This is a genomic window from Kitasatospora sp. LaBMicrA B282, from assembly GCF_050325825.1.
Classification (GTDB): domain Bacteria; phylum Actinomycetota; class Actinomycetes; order Streptomycetales; family Streptomycetaceae; genus Kitasatospora.
Genome location: NZ_JBNQTI010000114.1, coordinates 1 through 16,493, shown reverse-complemented (window position 1 = coordinate 16,493; position 16,493 = coordinate 1). Strand labels below are relative to the sequence as shown.

13 protein-coding genes are annotated in these 16,493 nt (G+C 72.2%); all 13 read right to left on the bottom strand.

Annotated features, from left to right (window positions below; genetic code table 11):
- Positions 1 to 311 precede the first annotated feature (311 nt).
- Positions 312 to 1,658: a DivIVA domain-containing protein gene (locus ACQRUO_RS26820; protein ID WP_428318638.1), complete on the bottom strand. Its 1,347-nt coding sequence runs from the start codon at positions 1,656 to 1,658 to the stop codon at positions 312 to 314.
- Between the two features lie 52 nt (positions 1,659 to 1,710).
- Entirely contained in the window at positions 1,711 to 1,998 is a 288-nt protein-coding gene (locus ACQRUO_RS26815; RefSeq protein ID WP_266301002.1) for a YggT family protein, read from the bottom strand.
- 109 nt (positions 1,999 to 2,107) lie between these two features.
- Positions 2,108 to 2,716, bottom strand: coding sequence for a cell division protein SepF (locus ACQRUO_RS26810; protein WP_428318648.1), 609 nt, complete (start codon positions 2,714 to 2,716; stop codon positions 2,108 to 2,110).
- Positions 2,717 to 2,971: 255 nt separating this feature from the next.
- Positions 2,972 to 3,736: a YggS family pyridoxal phosphate-dependent enzyme gene (locus tag ACQRUO_RS26805; protein ID WP_428318637.1), complete on the bottom strand. Its 765-nt coding sequence runs from the start codon at positions 3,734 to 3,736 to the stop codon at positions 2,972 to 2,974.
- Positions 3,737 to 3,884: 148 nt separating this feature from the next.
- Positions 3,885 to 5,093: a cell division protein FtsZ gene (ftsZ, locus tag ACQRUO_RS26800; RefSeq protein WP_428318636.1), complete on the bottom strand. Its 1,209-nt coding sequence runs from the start codon at positions 5,091 to 5,093 to the stop codon at positions 3,885 to 3,887.
- Positions 5,094 to 5,515: 422 nt separating this feature from the next.
- A complete protein-coding gene (locus ACQRUO_RS26795; protein ID WP_428318635.1) occupies positions 5,516 to 6,349 on the bottom strand; it encodes a cell division protein FtsQ/DivIB in 834 nt (277 codons plus the stop codon).
- On the bottom strand, positions 6,342 to 7,448 hold the full coding sequence (gene murG, locus ACQRUO_RS26790) for an undecaprenyldiphospho-muramoylpentapeptide beta-N-acetylglucosaminyltransferase (protein WP_428318634.1): 1,107 nt from the start codon (positions 7,446 to 7,448) through the stop codon (positions 6,342 to 6,344). The genes ACQRUO_RS26795 and murG overlap by 8 nt, the downstream gene beginning before the upstream one ends.
- 6 nt (positions 7,449 to 7,454) lie before the next feature.
- Positions 7,455 to 8,813, bottom strand: coding sequence for a putative lipid II flippase FtsW (gene ftsW / locus ACQRUO_RS26785; RefSeq protein WP_428318633.1), 1,359 nt, complete (start codon positions 8,811 to 8,813; stop codon positions 7,455 to 7,457).
- A gap of 30 nt (positions 8,814 to 8,843) precedes the next feature.
- Entirely contained in the window at positions 8,844 to 10,328 is a 1,485-nt protein-coding gene (gene murD, locus ACQRUO_RS26780) for a UDP-N-acetylmuramoyl-L-alanine--D-glutamate ligase (RefSeq protein WP_428318632.1), read from the bottom strand.
- A complete protein-coding gene (mraY, locus tag ACQRUO_RS26775) occupies positions 10,325 to 11,386 on the bottom strand; it encodes a phospho-N-acetylmuramoyl-pentapeptide-transferase (protein WP_428318631.1) in 1,062 nt (353 codons plus the stop codon). The genes murD and mraY overlap by 4 nt, the downstream gene beginning before the upstream one ends.
- Positions 11,383 to 12,804 (bottom strand): UDP-N-acetylmuramoyl-tripeptide--D-alanyl-D-alanine ligase, encoded by a 1,422-nt coding sequence (locus tag ACQRUO_RS26770; protein WP_428318630.1) that lies wholly within the window; start codon positions 12,802 to 12,804, stop codon positions 11,383 to 11,385. Before ACQRUO_RS26770 ends, mraY begins: the two co-directional genes overlap by 4 nt.
- Positions 12,801 to 14,513, bottom strand: coding sequence for a UDP-N-acetylmuramoyl-L-alanyl-D-glutamate--2,6-diaminopimelate ligase (locus tag ACQRUO_RS26765; protein ID WP_428318629.1), 1,713 nt, complete (start codon positions 14,511 to 14,513; stop codon positions 12,801 to 12,803). The genes ACQRUO_RS26770 and ACQRUO_RS26765 overlap by 4 nt, the downstream gene beginning before the upstream one ends.
- Before the next feature lie 3 nt (positions 14,514 to 14,516).
- Positions 14,517 to 16,493: peptidoglycan D,D-transpeptidase FtsI family protein (locus ACQRUO_RS26760; protein WP_428318628.1), on the bottom strand; the 1,977-nt coding region annotated here is incomplete at its 5' end.

Sequence of the window (16,493 nt, the reverse complement as noted above, 5' to 3'; positions counted from 1 at the left end):
GGGGGGAGCGGGGGGGGGCTGAAGGGGGAGAGGGGGGGGGGGGGGGGGAACAAAAAAAAGGGGGCCCCCCCCCACCGCACGAAGGCGCCCGACCGCCGAGCGGTCGGGCGCCTTCGTCGTGCCTGCCGAAACTGTCCGAAAATCGCTCCCCCGGCACCGAGGAAAGGGCACCGGCGAAAGGCGCCCACGAAAGGGCACCGACGAAAGGGCGCCGGCGACAAGGCGCCACCGTCGGGAAGCGGAAACGCCGAGGGCGGGCACACCGGGCTCAGCGCAGGAGCCCGGGGTACCCGCCCTCGGGGGTGACGGGACTAGTTGTCGCCGTCCTCGTCGATCAGGAAGCCGCGCATCGGGGCCGGCGCCTGCTGCATCGGCTGCATGGGCTGCGGCGGCTGCGGGCGGACCGCGGCCATCGGCTGGGTCATCCCGGCCGGTGCCATCTGCGGCGCGCCGGCGCCGGGCTGACCACCGAAGGACGGGGCACCGCTGTTGCCACCGAAGGACTGGTTCCCGCCGAAGGACGGGTTGCCGCCGAAGGACGGGGCACCGCTGCCGAACGAGGGGGCACCGGCGGAGGCCATCGACGACGCGGCCGGCGGCAGCGAGGCGGTGGCGGGGATCCGCGGCGGGGCGAGCGAGTCGTCGGCCTGCGACTCCAGCTGGCGCAGCTGGGTCTCCAGGTAGGACTTCAGGCGGGTGCGGTACTCGCGCTCGAAGGCACGCAGGTCCTCGACCTTGCGCTCCAGGGTGGCGCGGGCCGACTCCAGCGAGCCCATCGCCACGCGGTGCTTCTCCTGCGCGTCCCGCTCCAGCGCGTCGGCCTTGGCGCGGGCGTCCCGCTCCAGGCCCTCGGCGCGGCTGCGCGCCTCGCCGACGATCTTGTTGGCCTCGGAACGGGCCTCGGAGATCGCCTGGTCGGCGGTCTGCTGGGCGAGCGCGAGCACGCGGGCCGCGCTGTCGCCGCCGGGGCCCTGCTGGGGCTGGCCCATCGGGCCACCGAGCTGCGGCGCACCGAGCGGCTGGCCGAGCGGGCCGCCCATCGGCGCGAGCTGCTGCTGGCCACCCATCGGGGCGAGCTGCTGCTGGCCGCCCATGGTGCCCATCTGCTGCTGCGGCGGCATGCCCTGCTGCATCGGGCCGCCCATCGGCTGCATCATCTGGCCGCCCATCGGCTGGACCAGCTGCTGCTGGCCGCCCATGGTGCCCATCTGCTGCTGCGGCGGCATGCCCTGCTGCATGGGCTGCATCTGCTGACCCGGGATCTGCCCCTGCATCGGAGCGCCCTGGCCGGCCGGCAGCTGCGGCGCACCCGGCGGCAGGCCGAGCGGCTGACCGCCCATCTGCTGCTGCGGGGGCTGCTGCTGCGGACCGGGGCCCTGCTGACCGGGGACCGGGGGGCCGGATATGGCCGCCGGCACCGGACCACCGGGTCGCGGCGCGTCCTGCGGCTGCTCCTTGCGCATGTTCGCCTGGTTCTGCGCAGCGGCCCGGGTCGCCGCGGCCAGCTTGGCCCGCAGGTCCTCGTTCTCGCGCAGAAGCCGGGTGAGTTCGGCTTCGACCTCGTCGAGGAAGGCGTCGACCTCGTCCTCGTCATAGCCTTCGCGCAGGCGGACGGTCGTGAACTGCTTGTTCCGAACGTCCTCGGGGGTCAACGGCATCTCTTCACCTCAACGTGATCGTCGGCACACTGGCATCCCGCCGCATCGCTCATCACGGCAGCTGCTGCACGAGCCAGATCAGGAAATACACAATGATCAGCAGTACGAAGAAGGACAGGTCGAGCGCCACGCCCCCGAGACGCAACGGCGGAATGAACCGCCGAAGAAGCTTGAGTGGCGGATCCGTGACAGTGTACGTGGCCTCCAGGACCACCACCATGGCCTTGCCGGGCCGCCACGAGCGGGCGAACTGGAAGACCCAGTCCATGACCAGGCGGAACAGCAGGATGACCAGGAAGACGGTGAGTGCGTAGTAGAGCACTGCCCCCACGATCCCCATCTGGGTATCCCTCTCCCGGTCTTCCGACTGCTGCTCGGTCCGACTGCTGCTGGTGTTACTACTGGGTCACTCGCTGTCCAACAGATCCACACATGGTGTCGTGGCCGGGTCAGCTCTGGTTGAAGAACCCACCCTCGGCGATCCGAGCCTTGTCCTCCGCCGTGACATCGACGTTAGCAGGAGACAGCAGGAACACCTTCTGCGTCACGCGCTCGATACTGCCGTGCAGACCGAAGACGAGTCCAGCCGCGAAGTCTACGAGGCGCTTGGCGTCGGTGTCGTCCATCTCGGTCAGATTCATGATCACCGGAGTCCCGCCGCGGAACTGTTCCCCGATGGTACGGGCCTCGTTGTAGGTCCGCGGGTGCAGCGTGGTGATGCGGTAGGGCTCCCGCTCGTTCACGACCTTGGGCATGATCACCGGGGCACTCTTCTCCAGGTTCTGACGGCGTTCGGGTGTGATGGACGACACTGGTGCCATCCGCGGCGGGTCCTGCCGGATCGGCACCGCGGCCGGCACCGGCTGGGGGGCGATCGAGGCGACCTGGGCGGGTGGGGCCGCGGCCGCCGCGGGGCGCGGCAGGTCCTCGGTCCGCCCGGTCCGGATCGGCTCGGGGTCCGTGTCGTAGTCGTCGTCCGGGTCGTAACCCTGGCCGTCGTACGTCTCGTCCTCCACGAGGCCGAGGTAGACCGCCATCTTGCGCATTGCGCCGGCCATGCTCCTGTCCTCCGCTCTGTGGTGGATCGGCTTCGTCACCGGCCGGGCCCCGCAAAACCCGGCCGCGTCGAGTACGGTGGGTTTCCGGACCCGCGGTCCGCTCACATCCCGTCAGACATCGGCTACCGTGTGCCGATGATCCGTCAGTCCGTGCGCGTGGCCGCGGACATACGATCCACGATTGGTTGGCATCAGCAGGACAAGTAGGAGCATTGTCCTGATTTGTCCTGCAGTCTGATCTACTACCCGGTGACGTTACCCGAGCCGCGACCGCGCACCGAGCACCGCCGTACCGACGCGTACATGTGTCGCCCCGGCTGCGATCGCCTGCTCCAGGTCGCCACTCATTCCCGCCGAGACCATGGTTGCAGCCGGATGGGCCGCGCGTACGGCGGTTGAGATTTCCCACAACCGCTCGAAGGCCGCCGCCGGATCACCGGCCAGCGGGCCCGCCAGCGGTGCCACCGTCATCACCCCGTCCAGGCGCAGCCCGGGGGCCTCGGCGATCTTGTCCGCGAGCGCGGCCACCTCCTCCGGCGCGACCCCGGCCCGGCCCGCACCGAGGTCCGGGTGCTGCGCGCCCTCCTTCTCGAGCGCCACCTGCACCAGGCACCCCAGCGGCGGCCGCTCCGCCTTCAGCACCCCCTCGCTCAACGCGGTGACCAGCCGTTCCCGGTCGACCGAGTGAACGTGGTGTGCGTACCGGAGCACCGAGCGCACCTTGTTCGTCTGCAACTGCCCGACGAAGTGCCAGGTCAGCGGAAGATCCGCACATTGGGCGGCTTTCGGGGAGGCGTCCTGGTCACGGTTTTCGGCCACTTGCCGCACCCCGAGCGAGGCCAGCAGCCGGGTGTCGGAGGCGGGGTAGGTCTTGGTCACCACGACCAGGGTCACCGCGGAGCGGGGTCGGCCGGCGGCCGCGCAGGCGGCCTCGATCCGGTGCTCCACCGCCGCGAGCCCGGCCCGGAGCTCGGCCAGGCGATCGGCGGCCGGGACCCCGGAGAGCTGCTGGTTCGTCATATCCACTGCCTATCACACGCTGTCGCCACACACGGCGATGCCCACCCAGGCCGGTGGCCGGGGTGGGCATCGAGCCCTGCGGAAATCCTGGTCCCCCGCGCCCGGGAAAGCTACCGCGGAAAGCGGCCGGGCCGGGAATTCCGGTGAATTACTTGAGGAAGTCGGGAACGTCCAGCTCCTCGGCCGGACTCTCCACGTACGGCGCCCGGGACGGCTGCACCTGCGGCGGCACCGGCGGGGCCACCGCGGTCTCGGCCTTCGCCGTGGCCGGAGCGGAGCCCGCGCCCTCCTCGGCGCGACCGGTCACCGAGCCCATCTGGCCGTAGGGCCGGGAGGCGAGCCGCTCGGTGGGGGCGGCGGACGACGGGGCGGTGGACTTGACCACCGGCTCGCGCATGATGGTCGGCGGCTGCCCGCCGTCGAAGCCGGCCGCGATCACGGTGACCCGCACCTCGTCGCCGAGCGCGTCGTCGATCACCGCGCCGAAGATGATGTTCGCCTCGGGGTGCGCCGCCTCGCTGACCAGCTGGGCGGACTCGTTGATCTCGAACAGGCCGAGGTCGGAGCCGCCGGAGATGGAGAGCAGCACGCCGCGGGCGCCGTCGATCGAGGCCTCCAGCAGCGGGGAGGAGATCGCCATCACGGCCGCCGCCTTGGCCCGGTCCTCGCCGCGGGCCGAACCGATGCCCATCAGCGCCGAGCCGGCGTCCGACATGACCGACTTGACGTCGGCGAAGTCGAGGTTGATCAGACCCGGGGTGGTGATCAGGTCGGTGATGCCCTGGACACCGGAGAGCAGCACCTGGTCCGCCGAGCGGAACGCGTCCAGCACGCTGACCTGACGGTCGGAGATGGACAGCAGCCGGTCGTTCGGAATCACGATGAGGGTGTCCACCTCCTCGCGCAGCGCGGCAATGCCGTCCTCGGCCTGGTTGGCCCGGCGCCGGCCCTCGAAGGTGAACGGGCGGGTGACCACGCCGATGGTCAGTGCGCCGAGCGAGCGGGCGATGTTGGCCACCACCGGCGCGCCGCCGGTGCCGGTGCCGCCGCCCTCGCCGGCCGTGACGAAGACCATGTCGGCCCCCTTGAGGACCTCCTCGATCTCCTCGCGGTGGTCCTCGGCGGCCTTCCGGCCGACCTCGGGGTTGGCGCCGGCGCCCAGCCCGCGGGTCAGCTCGCGGCCGACGTCGAGCTTGACGTCGGCGTCGCTCATCAGCAGGGCCTGCGCATCGGTGTTGATCGCGATGAACTCGACGCCCTTGAGCCCGACCTCGATCATCCGGTTGATGGCGTTGACACCGCCGCCGCCGATGCCGACGACCTTGATGACTGCGAGGTAGTTCTGCGGTGCTGCCACGTCGAAGGCCTCTCGCCTCGGATGTCCGGGTCGGCGACCTGGCTCTGACGGTGTCCGAGCCAGCGTGCCGACGGATGTCGATGGGTTGGGGAGCCCGGTTCCTGACTGTCTGTCCGAAATGCCGACCGCCGACCCGAACCCTAAACTTGACGTTGAGGGTTCATACTGCGCCCGTGTCAGATCGTGAAGACGGTTCAGGTCACCCTGGAGCACAGCCTGGTGACACAGGACACTAAGCGCCGGGCGGGTCCGTGTTCAATGAACACGCCGAGCTTCCCTTTTTTCTTTTGACCTTATGTGATCACTGTCCGGTGTCAGGCACCGGGGTGGAGCACCCAGGGTCGGGGAATCACCGACGGATCGTCAATAGCGGCGAAGTGTGCGGTCAAGCCCCCCGGACCTAGAACCTACCGGATCCGAGGTCACCCGGAGATCGCCGGGGCGTCCGGCGCACTGACGTCGTAGACCGCGGCCTTCTGCCGCAGCAGTGCCCGCAGCACGGTGGCCTTGCGGTCCGTCTGGTCCGAACTCCCCCACCGCACGGTGGCCCCGGCGGCCAGCCGCAGTTCGATGTCGTCATACGAACGAACCAACAACGAAGGGGCCTGCTTGGCGACTTCGGGCGGCAGCGAGGCCGCCACCCGGACCGCCGCCGCGACCAGCGCGCTCTGCGGCAGCGCCGGCAACGCGTCCTGCGCCGGCTGGCTGAGCTGCAGTTCGACGACCGGAATACCAGCCGGCGGGGTGGGATCGGTGGCGAAACTCACCCCCGAAGCATCCATCTGGGTGAACTTTCCGTCCGCTCCCTTGACAGCTGCGACCGGTTGACGCTCGATCACCTTCACCTGAAGGGTGTGCGGCCAGCCCCGCCAGACCTCGGCCCGCGCCACCCGCGGGATCGCCTCCACCCGGTGCTGCACCGCGTCCAGGTCCACCCGGGCCAGCGGGCCGTGCTGGACCGGTCCTATCGCGGCACGCACCGCGTCCACCGTCTGCTGGTCGTACTGCGCGTCCTGGATCGAGACCGTCCGCACGTCCAGCACCGAGGAGAAGAAGACGATCCAGGCCACCAGGCCCAGCACCGCCGCACCGAGCCCGCCGAGCACCAGGACGCCGCGCCGCGACAGTCGCAGCGGCGGCGCCTCCTCCTCGTCCTCGTCCTCCGCGGCCGGGCCCGGGTCCCGGGCGGACCCGTCGCCCGGACCGGGCGACGGGTCGCGCTCGGCGCGCGGTGGTGCGGAGGGCCGGTCAGCCACGTCGCCGACCGCCGCGGGCCGCCTCGATCGCCTCGTAGACCATGCCGACCAGCAGGTCGTCGGCGTCCCGGCGGCCGAACTCGGCGGCCGCCCGGCTCATGTCCCAGAGCTTCTGCGGGTCGGTGAGCACCGGCAGCACGTTGCGCAGCACCCAGTCCGGGTTCAGCTCGGCGTCGTCCACCAGCAGGCCGCCGCCGGCCTTGACCATCGGCTGGGCGTTCAGCCGCTGCTCGCCGTTGCCGATCGGCAGCGGGACGAAGCAGGCCGGCAGCCCGACCGCGGCCAGCTCGGCCACCGTCATCGCGCCGGCCCGGCAGAGCATCAGGTCGGCGGCGGCGTAGGCCAGGTCCATCCGGTCCAGGTAGGGCAGCGCGCGGTAGGGCGGCATGCCCGGGATGTCGTCGATCTGCGGCAGCTCGTTCTTCGGGCCGACCGCGTGCAGCACCTGCACGCCGTACTGCTGCAGCCGCGGCGCGATCGCCTGGACGGTCTCGTTCAGCCGGCGCGCGCCCTGCGAGCCGCCGGAGACCAGCAGGGTGGGCAGCCGCTGATCGAGGCCGAAGTAGTGGCGGGCCTCGGGGCGCACCGCGTTGCGGTCCAGGGTGGCGATGGTGCGGCGCAGCGGGATGCCGATGTAGCGCGAGTCGCGCAGCTTGCTGTCCGGGGTGGAGACCGCGACGAAGTCGCTGTAGCGGGCCCCGATCTTGTTGGCCAGGCCGGGGCGGGCGTTGGCCTCGTGCACCACGATCGGCACCCCGGCGCGCTTGGCGGCCAGGTAGGCGGGCATCGCCACGTAGCCGCCGAAGCCGACCACCGCGTCGGCCTTGACCCGTTCGATGATGTCCTGGGCGGCCCGCACGGTGCCGCGCAGCCGGCCCGGCACCGTGATCAGCTCGGGGGTCGGCTTGCGCGGCAGCGGCACCGCCGGGATCAGCTCCAGCTGGTAGCCGCGCTCGGGCACCAGCCGGGTCTCCAGGCCGCGCTCGGTGCCGAGCGCCGTGATGCCGATGCTCGGGTCATGCCGCCGCAGCGCGTCCGCAAGCGCCATGGCCGGCTCGATGTGTCCGGCGGTACCCCCGCCGGCGAGTACGACATGCACCGAAAATCACCGCTCCCTGCGCGGCGGCCGGGCGGCCGGGCGCGCTGTGGTTCGTCGTGGCAGCACCCGGCGCAGACCTGTCCTGAACCGGGACTTCGAGCTCCGAGCGGCCAGTGCCGCCTTCGCTCCCGGGACGCTGCGGGCGAAACAGAGCAGCATCCCGAGGGCGGTCATGGCCGACAGCATGGCGGACCCGCCGTAGGAGAACAGCGGGAGGGGTACGCCCGCGATGGGCAGCAGTCCCAGGGCCGACCCCAGGTTGATCATGGCCTGGGCCATGATCCACGTGGTGGCGGCTCCCGCGGCATACCTGACGAAGGAGTCCTTCGTGCCGATGGCCACTCGGATACCCGCATACCCTAGTGCCGCAAAGAGACCGATCACCGACAGCGTCCCCACCAGACCCAGTTCCTCGCCGGTCGCGGCGAAGATGAAGTCGGTGTGCGCCTCCGGCAGCTGGCCCCACTTCTCGTAGCCGGCGCCCAGTCCGGTCCCGAACGGTCCGCCCAGGCCGAAGGCGTAGAGGCCGTGCAGCGCCTGGAAGCAGTCGTGGCCCGGCACCGGCTTGGTGGTGCCGATGCAGGCCAGCCGGTCCAGCCGGTGCGGGACGGTGATGATCAGCGCGGTGCAGGCGACCACCGCGATGCCCAGGGTGGCGACGAACAGCCGCAGCGGTGCGCCGACCATCCAGAGCAGCGCGAAGACCATGGCGACCAGGATCATCGAGGTCCCCATGTCGCCGCCGAGCATGATCAGCAGCAGCAGCACCAGGGCGCCCGGCACCAGCGGCACCAGCAGGTGCTTCCACTGGGTCAGGGTGCCCGCCTTCTGCTTGCGGGCCAGCAGGTCGGCCGCCCAGAGCAGCAGCGCCAGCTTGGCGAACTCCGAGGGCTGCACCTGGAAGAAGCCGAAGTTGAGCCAGTTCCGGTTGCCGTTGACGGTCATCCCGACCCCGGGGATGGCGACCAGCACCATCGCCCCGATCGCGCCGAGCAGCACCGGGTAGGCCAGCACCCGGTGCACCGCCACCGGCACCCGGGCCGCGGCCACCAGCAGCACCGCGCCGAGCAGCACCGCGACCAGTTGCTTGCGGAAGTAGAACAGCCCGGGCAGGCCCTGGTGGATCGCGGTGATGTTGGAGGAGGAGAAGACCATGATCAGGCCGAGCACCAGCAGCAGCGAGCTCGACCCGAGGATCAGGTAGTACGGGGTCAGCGGCCGGTTCAGGAACCAGCGCAGCCGCCCCCGCAGCGCCCGCAGCCGCCCGGTCAGGCCCTCGGCCTTGAAGACCGTGCTGGTGGCCGAGATCAGGGCGGGGCCGCGCTCGGGCGGGGCGGCGGTGTCGGTCCTGCCCTGAGCCGCCACGCGCCGCCCCTTCCCCGCTTCTCGCTCGTGTTACTGCGTCAGACCCCGCACCGCCTCGGCGAACAGGTCGCCCCGCTCGCCGTAGTTGGTGAACATGTCCATCGAGGCGCAGGCCGGGGCGAGCAGTACGGTATCGCCCGATCGGGCGAGACCGGCGGCCACCCGGACCACTTCCGCCATCGCCACCGCGCCAGTCTGGCCCTCGGCCGGCTCGAACACCGGCACATCCGGGGCGTGTCGCCGCAGCGCCTCGCGCAGCAGCGCCCGGTCCGCACCGATCAGCACCGCGGCCCGCAGCCGGCCCGCCGCGCCGCGCACCAGGTCGTCGAACTCGGCGCCCTTGGCCAGGCCGCCGGCGATCCACACGATCGGCTGACAGGCCGCCAGCGAGGCGGCCGCCGCGTGGGTGTTGGTGGCCTTGGAGTCGTCCACGTAGGACACCCCGGCCACCTCGGCGACGAAGGAGATCCGGTGCGCGTCGGGGCGGAAGGCCCGCAGCCCGTCGCGCACCGCCTTGGCGTCCACCCCGTAGGCGCGGGCCAGGGCGGCGGCGGCCAGGGCGTTGGCGATGTTGTGCGGGGCCGGCGGCTGGACGTCCTGCACCGAGCCGAGCTCGGCCGCGCTCTTGGCCCGGTCGGCCACGAAGGCGCGGTCCACCAGCAGGCCGTCCACCACCCCGAGGTTGGACAGCGCGGGGGCGCCGAGGCCGAAACCGATCGCCCGGCAGCCCTCCTCGACGTCGGCCTCGCGGACCAGGTCCTCGGTGGCCGGGTCGGCCAGGTTGTAGACGCAGGCCACCTGGTTGCCCTGGTAGATCCGGCCCTTGTCGGCCGCGTAGGCCTCCATCGAGCCGTGCCAGTCCAGGTGGTCGGGGGCCAGGTTGAGCACCGCGGCCGAGTGCGGGCGCAGGCTCGGCGCCCAGTGCAGCTGGTAGCTGGAGAGCTCGACGGCGAGCACGTCGTAGGGCTGCTCGCCCCGCTCGACGGAGGCCTCGTCGAAGCCGGTCAGCACCGCGTCCAGCACCGAGACGCCGACGTTGCCCACGGCGGCCGTGTGCTTGCCGGCCGCGGTCAGGATCGAGGCCAGCATCTGCACCGTGGTGGTCTTGCCGTTGGTGCCGGTGACGGCCAGCCAGGGGGCCGGCTCGTCGGTGCCGGGCAGCGGCCGGCGCAGCCACCAGGCCATCTCGACGTCGCCCCAGATCGGCACCCCGGCCGCGTCGGCGGCGGCGAACAGCGGGCTGCTCGGCGGCCAGCCGGGCGAGGTGACGACCAGTCGGGTGCCCTCGGGCAGGGTGTCGCCGTCGCCGAGCCGGACCGTGATGCCGGTCAGCTCGGCGGCCCGGTCGCGCAGCACCGGGCTGTCGCCGCCGTCCACCACGGTGACCTCGGCGCCCAGCCGGTGCAGCACCCGGGCGGCGCTGATCCCGGAGACCCCGAGACCCGCCACGGTGACCGAGAGCTCCGCCCAGGGCGGCGGCTCGGCCGGGCACCACGGCGTGGGTCGCGTGCTCACTGGGTCACCCATCCCGCGTAGAAGATGCCGAGGCCGACGGCCACGCACAGGCCCTGGATGATCCAGAACCGGACCACGATCAGCACCTCGCCCCAGCCCTTGAGCTCGAAGTGGTGCTGCAGCGGTGCCATCTTGAAGACGCGCTTGCCGGTGAGCCGGAACGAGGCGACCTGGATCATCACCGACAGGGTGATGATCACGAACAGACCGCCGAGCAGCGGCAGCAGCAGCTCGGTGCGCGAGCAGATGGCCAGACCGGCCAGCGCGCCGCCGAGGGCCAGCGACCCGGTGTCACCCATGAAGATCTTGGCCGGCGAGGTGTTCCACCACAGGAAGCCGAAGCAGGAGCCCATCAGCGCCGCGGCGACCACCGCGAGGTCGAGCGGGTCGCGGACCTCGAAGCAGTTGGCCGTCGCGGTGATCATCCGGGAGCAGCTCTGGTTGTACTGCCAGACGCCGATGAAGGTGTACGCACCGAAGACCATCACCGAGGCGCCGGTGGCCAGGCCGTCCAGGCCGTCCGTCAGGTTCACGCCGTTGGACATGCCGGCGATCATGAAATACGCCCACATCACGAACAGCACCGGGCCGACCGACCAGCTGAAGTCCTGGATGAAGGAGAGGCTGGTGGAGGCCGGGGTGATCCCGCGCGGGTCGTGGAACTGCAGCGACAGGATCGCGAAGGCCAGCGCCACGAAGGACTGTCCGAGCAGCTTCGCCTTGGCCCGCAGGCCCAGCGAGCGGCGCTTGACCACCTTGATGTAGTCGTCCAGGAAGCCGACCAGGCCCAGGCCCGTCATCAGGAAGAGCACCAGCAGGCCCGAGGCGCGCGGCTGTTCGCCCGTTATCACCTTGGTCAGTGCGTAGGCGATCAGGGTCGCCAGGATGAAGGCGATGCCGCCCATGGTGGGCGTGCCCTTCTTGCTGTGGTGCGCCTTGGGACCGTCGTCCCGGATGTACTGGCCGTAGCCCTGCTTGGCCAGCAGCTTGATCAGTGCCGGGGTGCCGAAGAGCGACAGCACCAGGCCGATCATGCCGGAGAAGAGGATCTGCTTCACCGGGCAGCCCCAGCGGCAGTGGCGGGCACGTCCGCCAACAGGGCCTCGGCCACCTTCTCCAGGCCCACCGAGCGACTGGCCTTCACCAGCACCACGTCCCCTGGCCGCAGTTGACCGCGCAGCAGCTCGACTGCCGCGTCCGCGTCGGACACCAGCACCGACTCCTCACCCCACGAACCTTCGTTCCTCGCGCCCAGTTCCATGCAGGCCGCGTCGCGTCCGCCCACCGCCACCAGCTTGGTGACGTCGAACCGGACCGCGAGCCGCCCGATGGCGTCGTGCTCGGCCAGGCTCTCCTCGCCGAGCTCCCGCATCTCGCCGAGCACCGCCCAGGTGCGGCGGCGCTCCGGGCCGCGGCCCCCCATCGTGGCCAGCGCGCGCAGCGCGGCCCGCATCGACTCCGGGTTCGCGTTGTACGCGTCGTTCACGACGGTGACCCCGTCGGCCCGGTCGACGACCTCCATGCGCCAGCGGGACAGCGCACCCGCCTCGCCCAGGGCGGCGGCGGTGTCGTCGACGGACAGTCCGAGCTCCACCGCCACCGCTGCGGCGGCGAGGGCGTTCGAGACGTGGTGCTCACCGTACAGGCGCAGTTGGACGGGTGCGGAACCGGCCGGGGTGATCAGCGTGAACGATGGACGGCCGGTGGCGTCCAGGCGAACGTCCTGTGCGCGAACGTCCGCGCCCGCGCTCTCGCCGAAGGTGACCACCTTGGCCCGGGTGCGCGGAGCCATCGCGCGCACCAGCGGGTCGTCGGCGTTCAGGATCGCGGTGCCGTCCTCGGCCAGCGCCTCGACGATCTCGCCCTTGGCCTCGGCGATGCCCTCCTTGGAGCCGAACTCGCCCAGGTGGGCGCTGCCCACGTTGAGCACCAGGCCGATCGTCGGGCGGGCCAGCGAGCACAGGTAGGCGATGTCGCCCTTGTGCCGGGCGCCCATCTCCAGCACCAGGTGGCGGGTGTCCGCCTCGACCCGGGTGGCGGTGATCGGGAAGCCCAGTTCGTTGTTGAGCGAGCCCTCGGTGGCCACCGTCGGGCCGAGCTTGGCCAGCACCTGCGCGATCAGGTCCTTGGTGCTGGTCTTGCCGGCCGAGCCGGTCAGCGCCACCACCGCGGCGCCGGCCCGCTCGGCCACCGCCTGGGCGAGCCGGCCCATCGCCACCTGGACGTCGCCGACCAGCAGCGCGGGCACCCCCACCGGGCGCTCGGCGAGCACCGCCACCGCGCCGGCCTCGACCGCGCGCCGCGCGTAGTCGTGACCGTCCACGTGCTCGCCGCGGAAGGCGGCGAACAGGCCGCCGGGCACCACCTTGCGGGAGTCGACCGCCAGTTGGCCGGTCACCAGGGTCTGCGGGTCGGCCCCGTCGACCAGTTCGCCACCGGTCGCGGCGGCCACCTCGGCCAGGGTCAGTGCGATCACGGCTGCTCCACTCCTCGTTCACCGGAACGGTCCCCGGCCGGGTGCTGCCCGGCCGGAGCCTCGGGGAGGGAGCGCGCGACGGCCTCGCGCAGCGCCTCCCGGTCGTCGAACGGGCGCACCTCGCCCTTGACGTACTGGCCCAGCTCGTGGCCCTTGCCGGCGACCAGCACGGTGTCGCCGGCGTGCGCCCGGGCCACCGCGGCGGCGATCGCCGCGGCCCGGTCCGGCACCACCAGGACCTCGCCGCGCTCGGCCTCCGGCACCTCCACGGCGCCGCCGAGCATGCTGGCCAGGATCGCCAGGCCGTCCTCGGAGCGGGGGTTGTCGCTGGTCAGCACGGCGGTGTCGGCCAGCCGCGCGGCGATGGCGCCCATCGGGCCGCGCTTGAACGGGTCGCGGTCGCCGCCGCAGCCGACCACCACGTGCAGCCGGCCCTTGGTGACCTCGCGCAGCGAGGCGAGGACGGCCTGCAGCGCGTCCGGCTTGTGCGCGTAGTCCACCACGGCGACGAAGTCCTGCCCGGCGTCCACCCGCTCCAGCCGCCCGGGCACGCCCGGCACCGCGGCCACCCCGGCCACCGCCGCGGCCAGCGGCAGGCCCGCGGTGACCAGCGCGGTGATCGCGGCCAGCGCGTTGGCCACGTTGAACGGGCCGGGCAGCGGGACGGCGGCGTCCGCGCGCTGCCCCTGCGGGCCGAGCACGGTGAAGGTCGAGCCGATCGGGCCCAGCTGCACGTCCACCGCGCGCCAGTCGGCGTCGGGCGCCCCGGTGGCGGAGTAGCCGGTGACCGGGATCTGCGCCTCGGCGGCCAGCCGGCGGCCGTACGCGTCGTCCAGGTTGACCACGCCGGCCCTGCTGCGCCCGGCCTCGAAGAGCCGCGCCTTGGCCCGGAAGTAGTCCTCCATGTCCGGGTGGAAGTCGAGGTGCTCGGGGGTCAGGTTGTTGAAGACCGCCACGTCGTAGCCGACCCCGTCGGCCCGGCCGAAGACCAGCGCGTGGCTGGAGACCTCCATCACCACCGCGTCGGCACCGCGCTCGCGCATCACCGCGAGGATCGCGTGCAGCTCGGTGGCCTCCGGCGTGGTGCGCTCGCTCTTGATCCGCTCGGTGCCGACCCGCATCTCGACGGTGCCGATCACCCCGGGGGTCTTCCCGGCGCCGGCCAGCCCGCCCTCCACCAGGTAGGAGGTGGTGGTCTTGCCGTTGGTCCCGGTGATGCCGATGGTCAGCAGCGCCTGCGCGGGGTCCCCGTAGATCCGGGCGGCCAGCGCCCCCATGAAGGCGCGCGGGCTGGCCACCACCAGCAGCGGCACCGCCAGGCCGGCCGCCTGCTCGGCGCCGGCCGGATCGGTCAACACGGCGACGGCTCCGTCGGCCGCGGCCTGGCGCGCGAAGGCGGCGCCGTGGTGGTTGGCCCCGGCGAAGGCCACGTAGAGGTCGCCCGGTCGGACCGCGCGCGAGTCGTGGGTGATGCCCGTGACCGCGGCGCCCTCGACCGCCGCGATCCCCAGCAGTTCGGCGATCTCGGCGAGCGGGACGGGCGCCACCTCGCGGGGGCGGGGCGGGCTCACACGGGTTTGGTCTGATTTCGGCACGGCGGGCAGGCTATCGGCCTCGGGGCGGTGGAAGCCAAGCGAGCCCGGCGCACTCCCCCGGGGCGGGCGGTCCTGCGGGCCCTCGGGTGTGACAGGGTTCACAGCTTGGGTCATGGTTCAGGGCTTCCAGTCGACGGGCAGGTTGGGCGCCTGGCTGCCGCTCGGCGGCACCTGGAGGGTCTTCAGCGCGAACTCCATCACCTGCTTGAAGACCGGACCGCAGAGCGGGCCGCCGAAGTGGCCGTTGACCGGGTCCTGGATGGTGCAGGAGACGGTGATCCGGGGTGCGTCGGCCGGCGCGAAGCCGATGAACGAGGCGGTGTAGCCGTTGTACTTGCCGGTCAGGGGGTCCACCCGGTTGGCGGTCCCGGTCTTGCCGGCCACCCGGTAGCCGGGGATCTGGGCCGCGTTGCCGGTGCCCTGGTCGTCGGTGACCACCGACTCCAGCATCTGGGCCAGCGTCTTCGCGGTCTCCGGCTTGACCACCTGGGTCCGCGCCCCGGCCGGGGCCGGGGTGTAGTGGCCGTCCGGTCCGGTGGTGCCGGCCACCAGCGAGGGCGCCACCCGCACCCCACCGTCGGCGATGGTGGAGTACACCGAGGTGGCCTGCAGCGCGTTGACCGACAGGCCCTGGCCGAACGGGATGGTGTACTGCTGGGTGCCCTTCCAGCCGTTCGGGTCGGCCAGGATGCCGCGGGACTCGCCGGGGAAGCCGAGGCCGCTGGGCTGGCCGATGCCGAACTTCTGCAGGTAGCCGCCGAGGATCTGGTCGGACTGCTGCTGGCCGGCGCCCAGGCCCTCGGCGATCTCGATGGTGCCGATGTTGGAGGACTTGGCCAGCACCCCGTTCACGGTCAGGTACCAGGTGTCGTGCGGGACGTCGTCGTGGAACACCTGGCCGGCCCGGGTCAGCGTGCCGGGCACCGTGACGTGGGTGTCCCAGGCGGCCTTGCCGGTGTCCAGCGCGGCGGCCATGGTCATCAGCTTGGCGGTGCTGCCCGGCTCGTACACGTCCTGCAGCGCCGGGTTGCCCAGCTCGTCGGGGGTGGCGGTGCTCAGGTCGTTCGGGTCGAAGCCGGGCGAGGTGGCCATCGCCAGGATCTGCCCGGTCTGCACGTCCTGGACGATCACGTAGCCCTTCTCGGCGCCGGCCGCGGTCACCTGGTCGGTGATCGCGCGCTGGGCCGCCCACTGGATGTCCCGGTTGATGGTGAGCCGGACGTCGCTGCCGGGGGCCGGGTCCTTCTCGGTGGTGCCGCTGCCGGTCGGGATCGGCTGGTTGCCGGAGACCGCCGAGGTGCGGTGGCCGTCCTGGCCGGCCAGCAGCTTCTGGTACTGCAGCTCCAGGCCGCCGGCCCCGACGCCGGAGGAGTTGACGAAGCCCACCAGGTTGGCCGCCAACCCGTCGGCCGGGTAGACCCGGGCGGTGGTCGCCGCGGAGAAGACGCCCTCCAGGGGGTTGGCGCAGCTCTCCTCGATGCTGCTGCGCCCGCCCTGGGCGGCCGGCTTGCCGATCGCCGCCTTCTCGGCCCGGCAGGTCCTGGTGTCGACCTTCTTCGCCAGCGAGGCCTTGAGGTCCAGGATCTGGTTGCGGACCTGCGGGCTCTGCCGGGGGGCCAGGGTCAGCCCGCGGTTCTTCGAGTGCAGCTTGGCGGCCAGCTTGTCGGCCGGGACGTCGAGGATCGGGGCCAGCAGGGCGGCGGCCTGCTCGGGCCCGTCGGGGACGTGCAGCTGGTCGGGGGCGAACATGGTGGCGTCGGCGGTGATGTCGTAGGCGTCCACCGTGGTGGCCAGGGCGACGCCGTCGGCCGACGTTATCGAGCCGCGGGTGGCGGGCAGCGTCACGTCCACGTAGCGGTAGACGCTGGCGTCGGCCGCCAGGGTGCCGGCGTCCAGCAGCTGGATCTGCACCAGCCGGGCGGCGAACAGCGAGAAGACCACGGCCAGCGAGATCAGCACCACCCGCAGCCGGCGGCGCGGGTCGGCCAGCTTCAGCCGGCGCGGCGGGGCCGGGCGGCGGCCCTTGACCGGGGCGCTGCGGGCGATCGGGCGCTTGGCCGGCGGGCGCTTCGCCGCCGGGCCGCGCTCGGCGGG

Bases quoted from the DNA above. Each gene is read 5' to 3' on its own strand.
- ACQRUO_RS26820 (WP_428318638.1), bottom strand. From the start codon at position 1,658: ATGCCGTTGACCCCCGAGGACGTTCGGAACAAGCAGTTCACGACCGTC.
- ACQRUO_RS26805 (WP_428318637.1), bottom strand. From the start codon at position 3,736: ATGACGAACCAGCAGCTCTCCGGGGTCCCGGCCGCCGATCGCCTGGCC.
- ACQRUO_RS26815 (WP_266301002.1), bottom strand. From the start codon at position 1,998: ATGGGGATCGTGGGGGCAGTGCTCTACTACGCACTCACCGTCTTCCTG.
- ACQRUO_RS26810 (WP_428318648.1), bottom strand. From the start codon at position 2,716: ATGGCCGGCGCAATGCGCAAGATGGCGGTCTACCTCGGCCTCGTGGAG.
- ACQRUO_RS26765 (WP_428318629.1), bottom strand. From the start codon at position 14,513: ATGACCCAAGCTGTGAACCCTGTCACACCCGAGGGCCCGCAGGACCGC.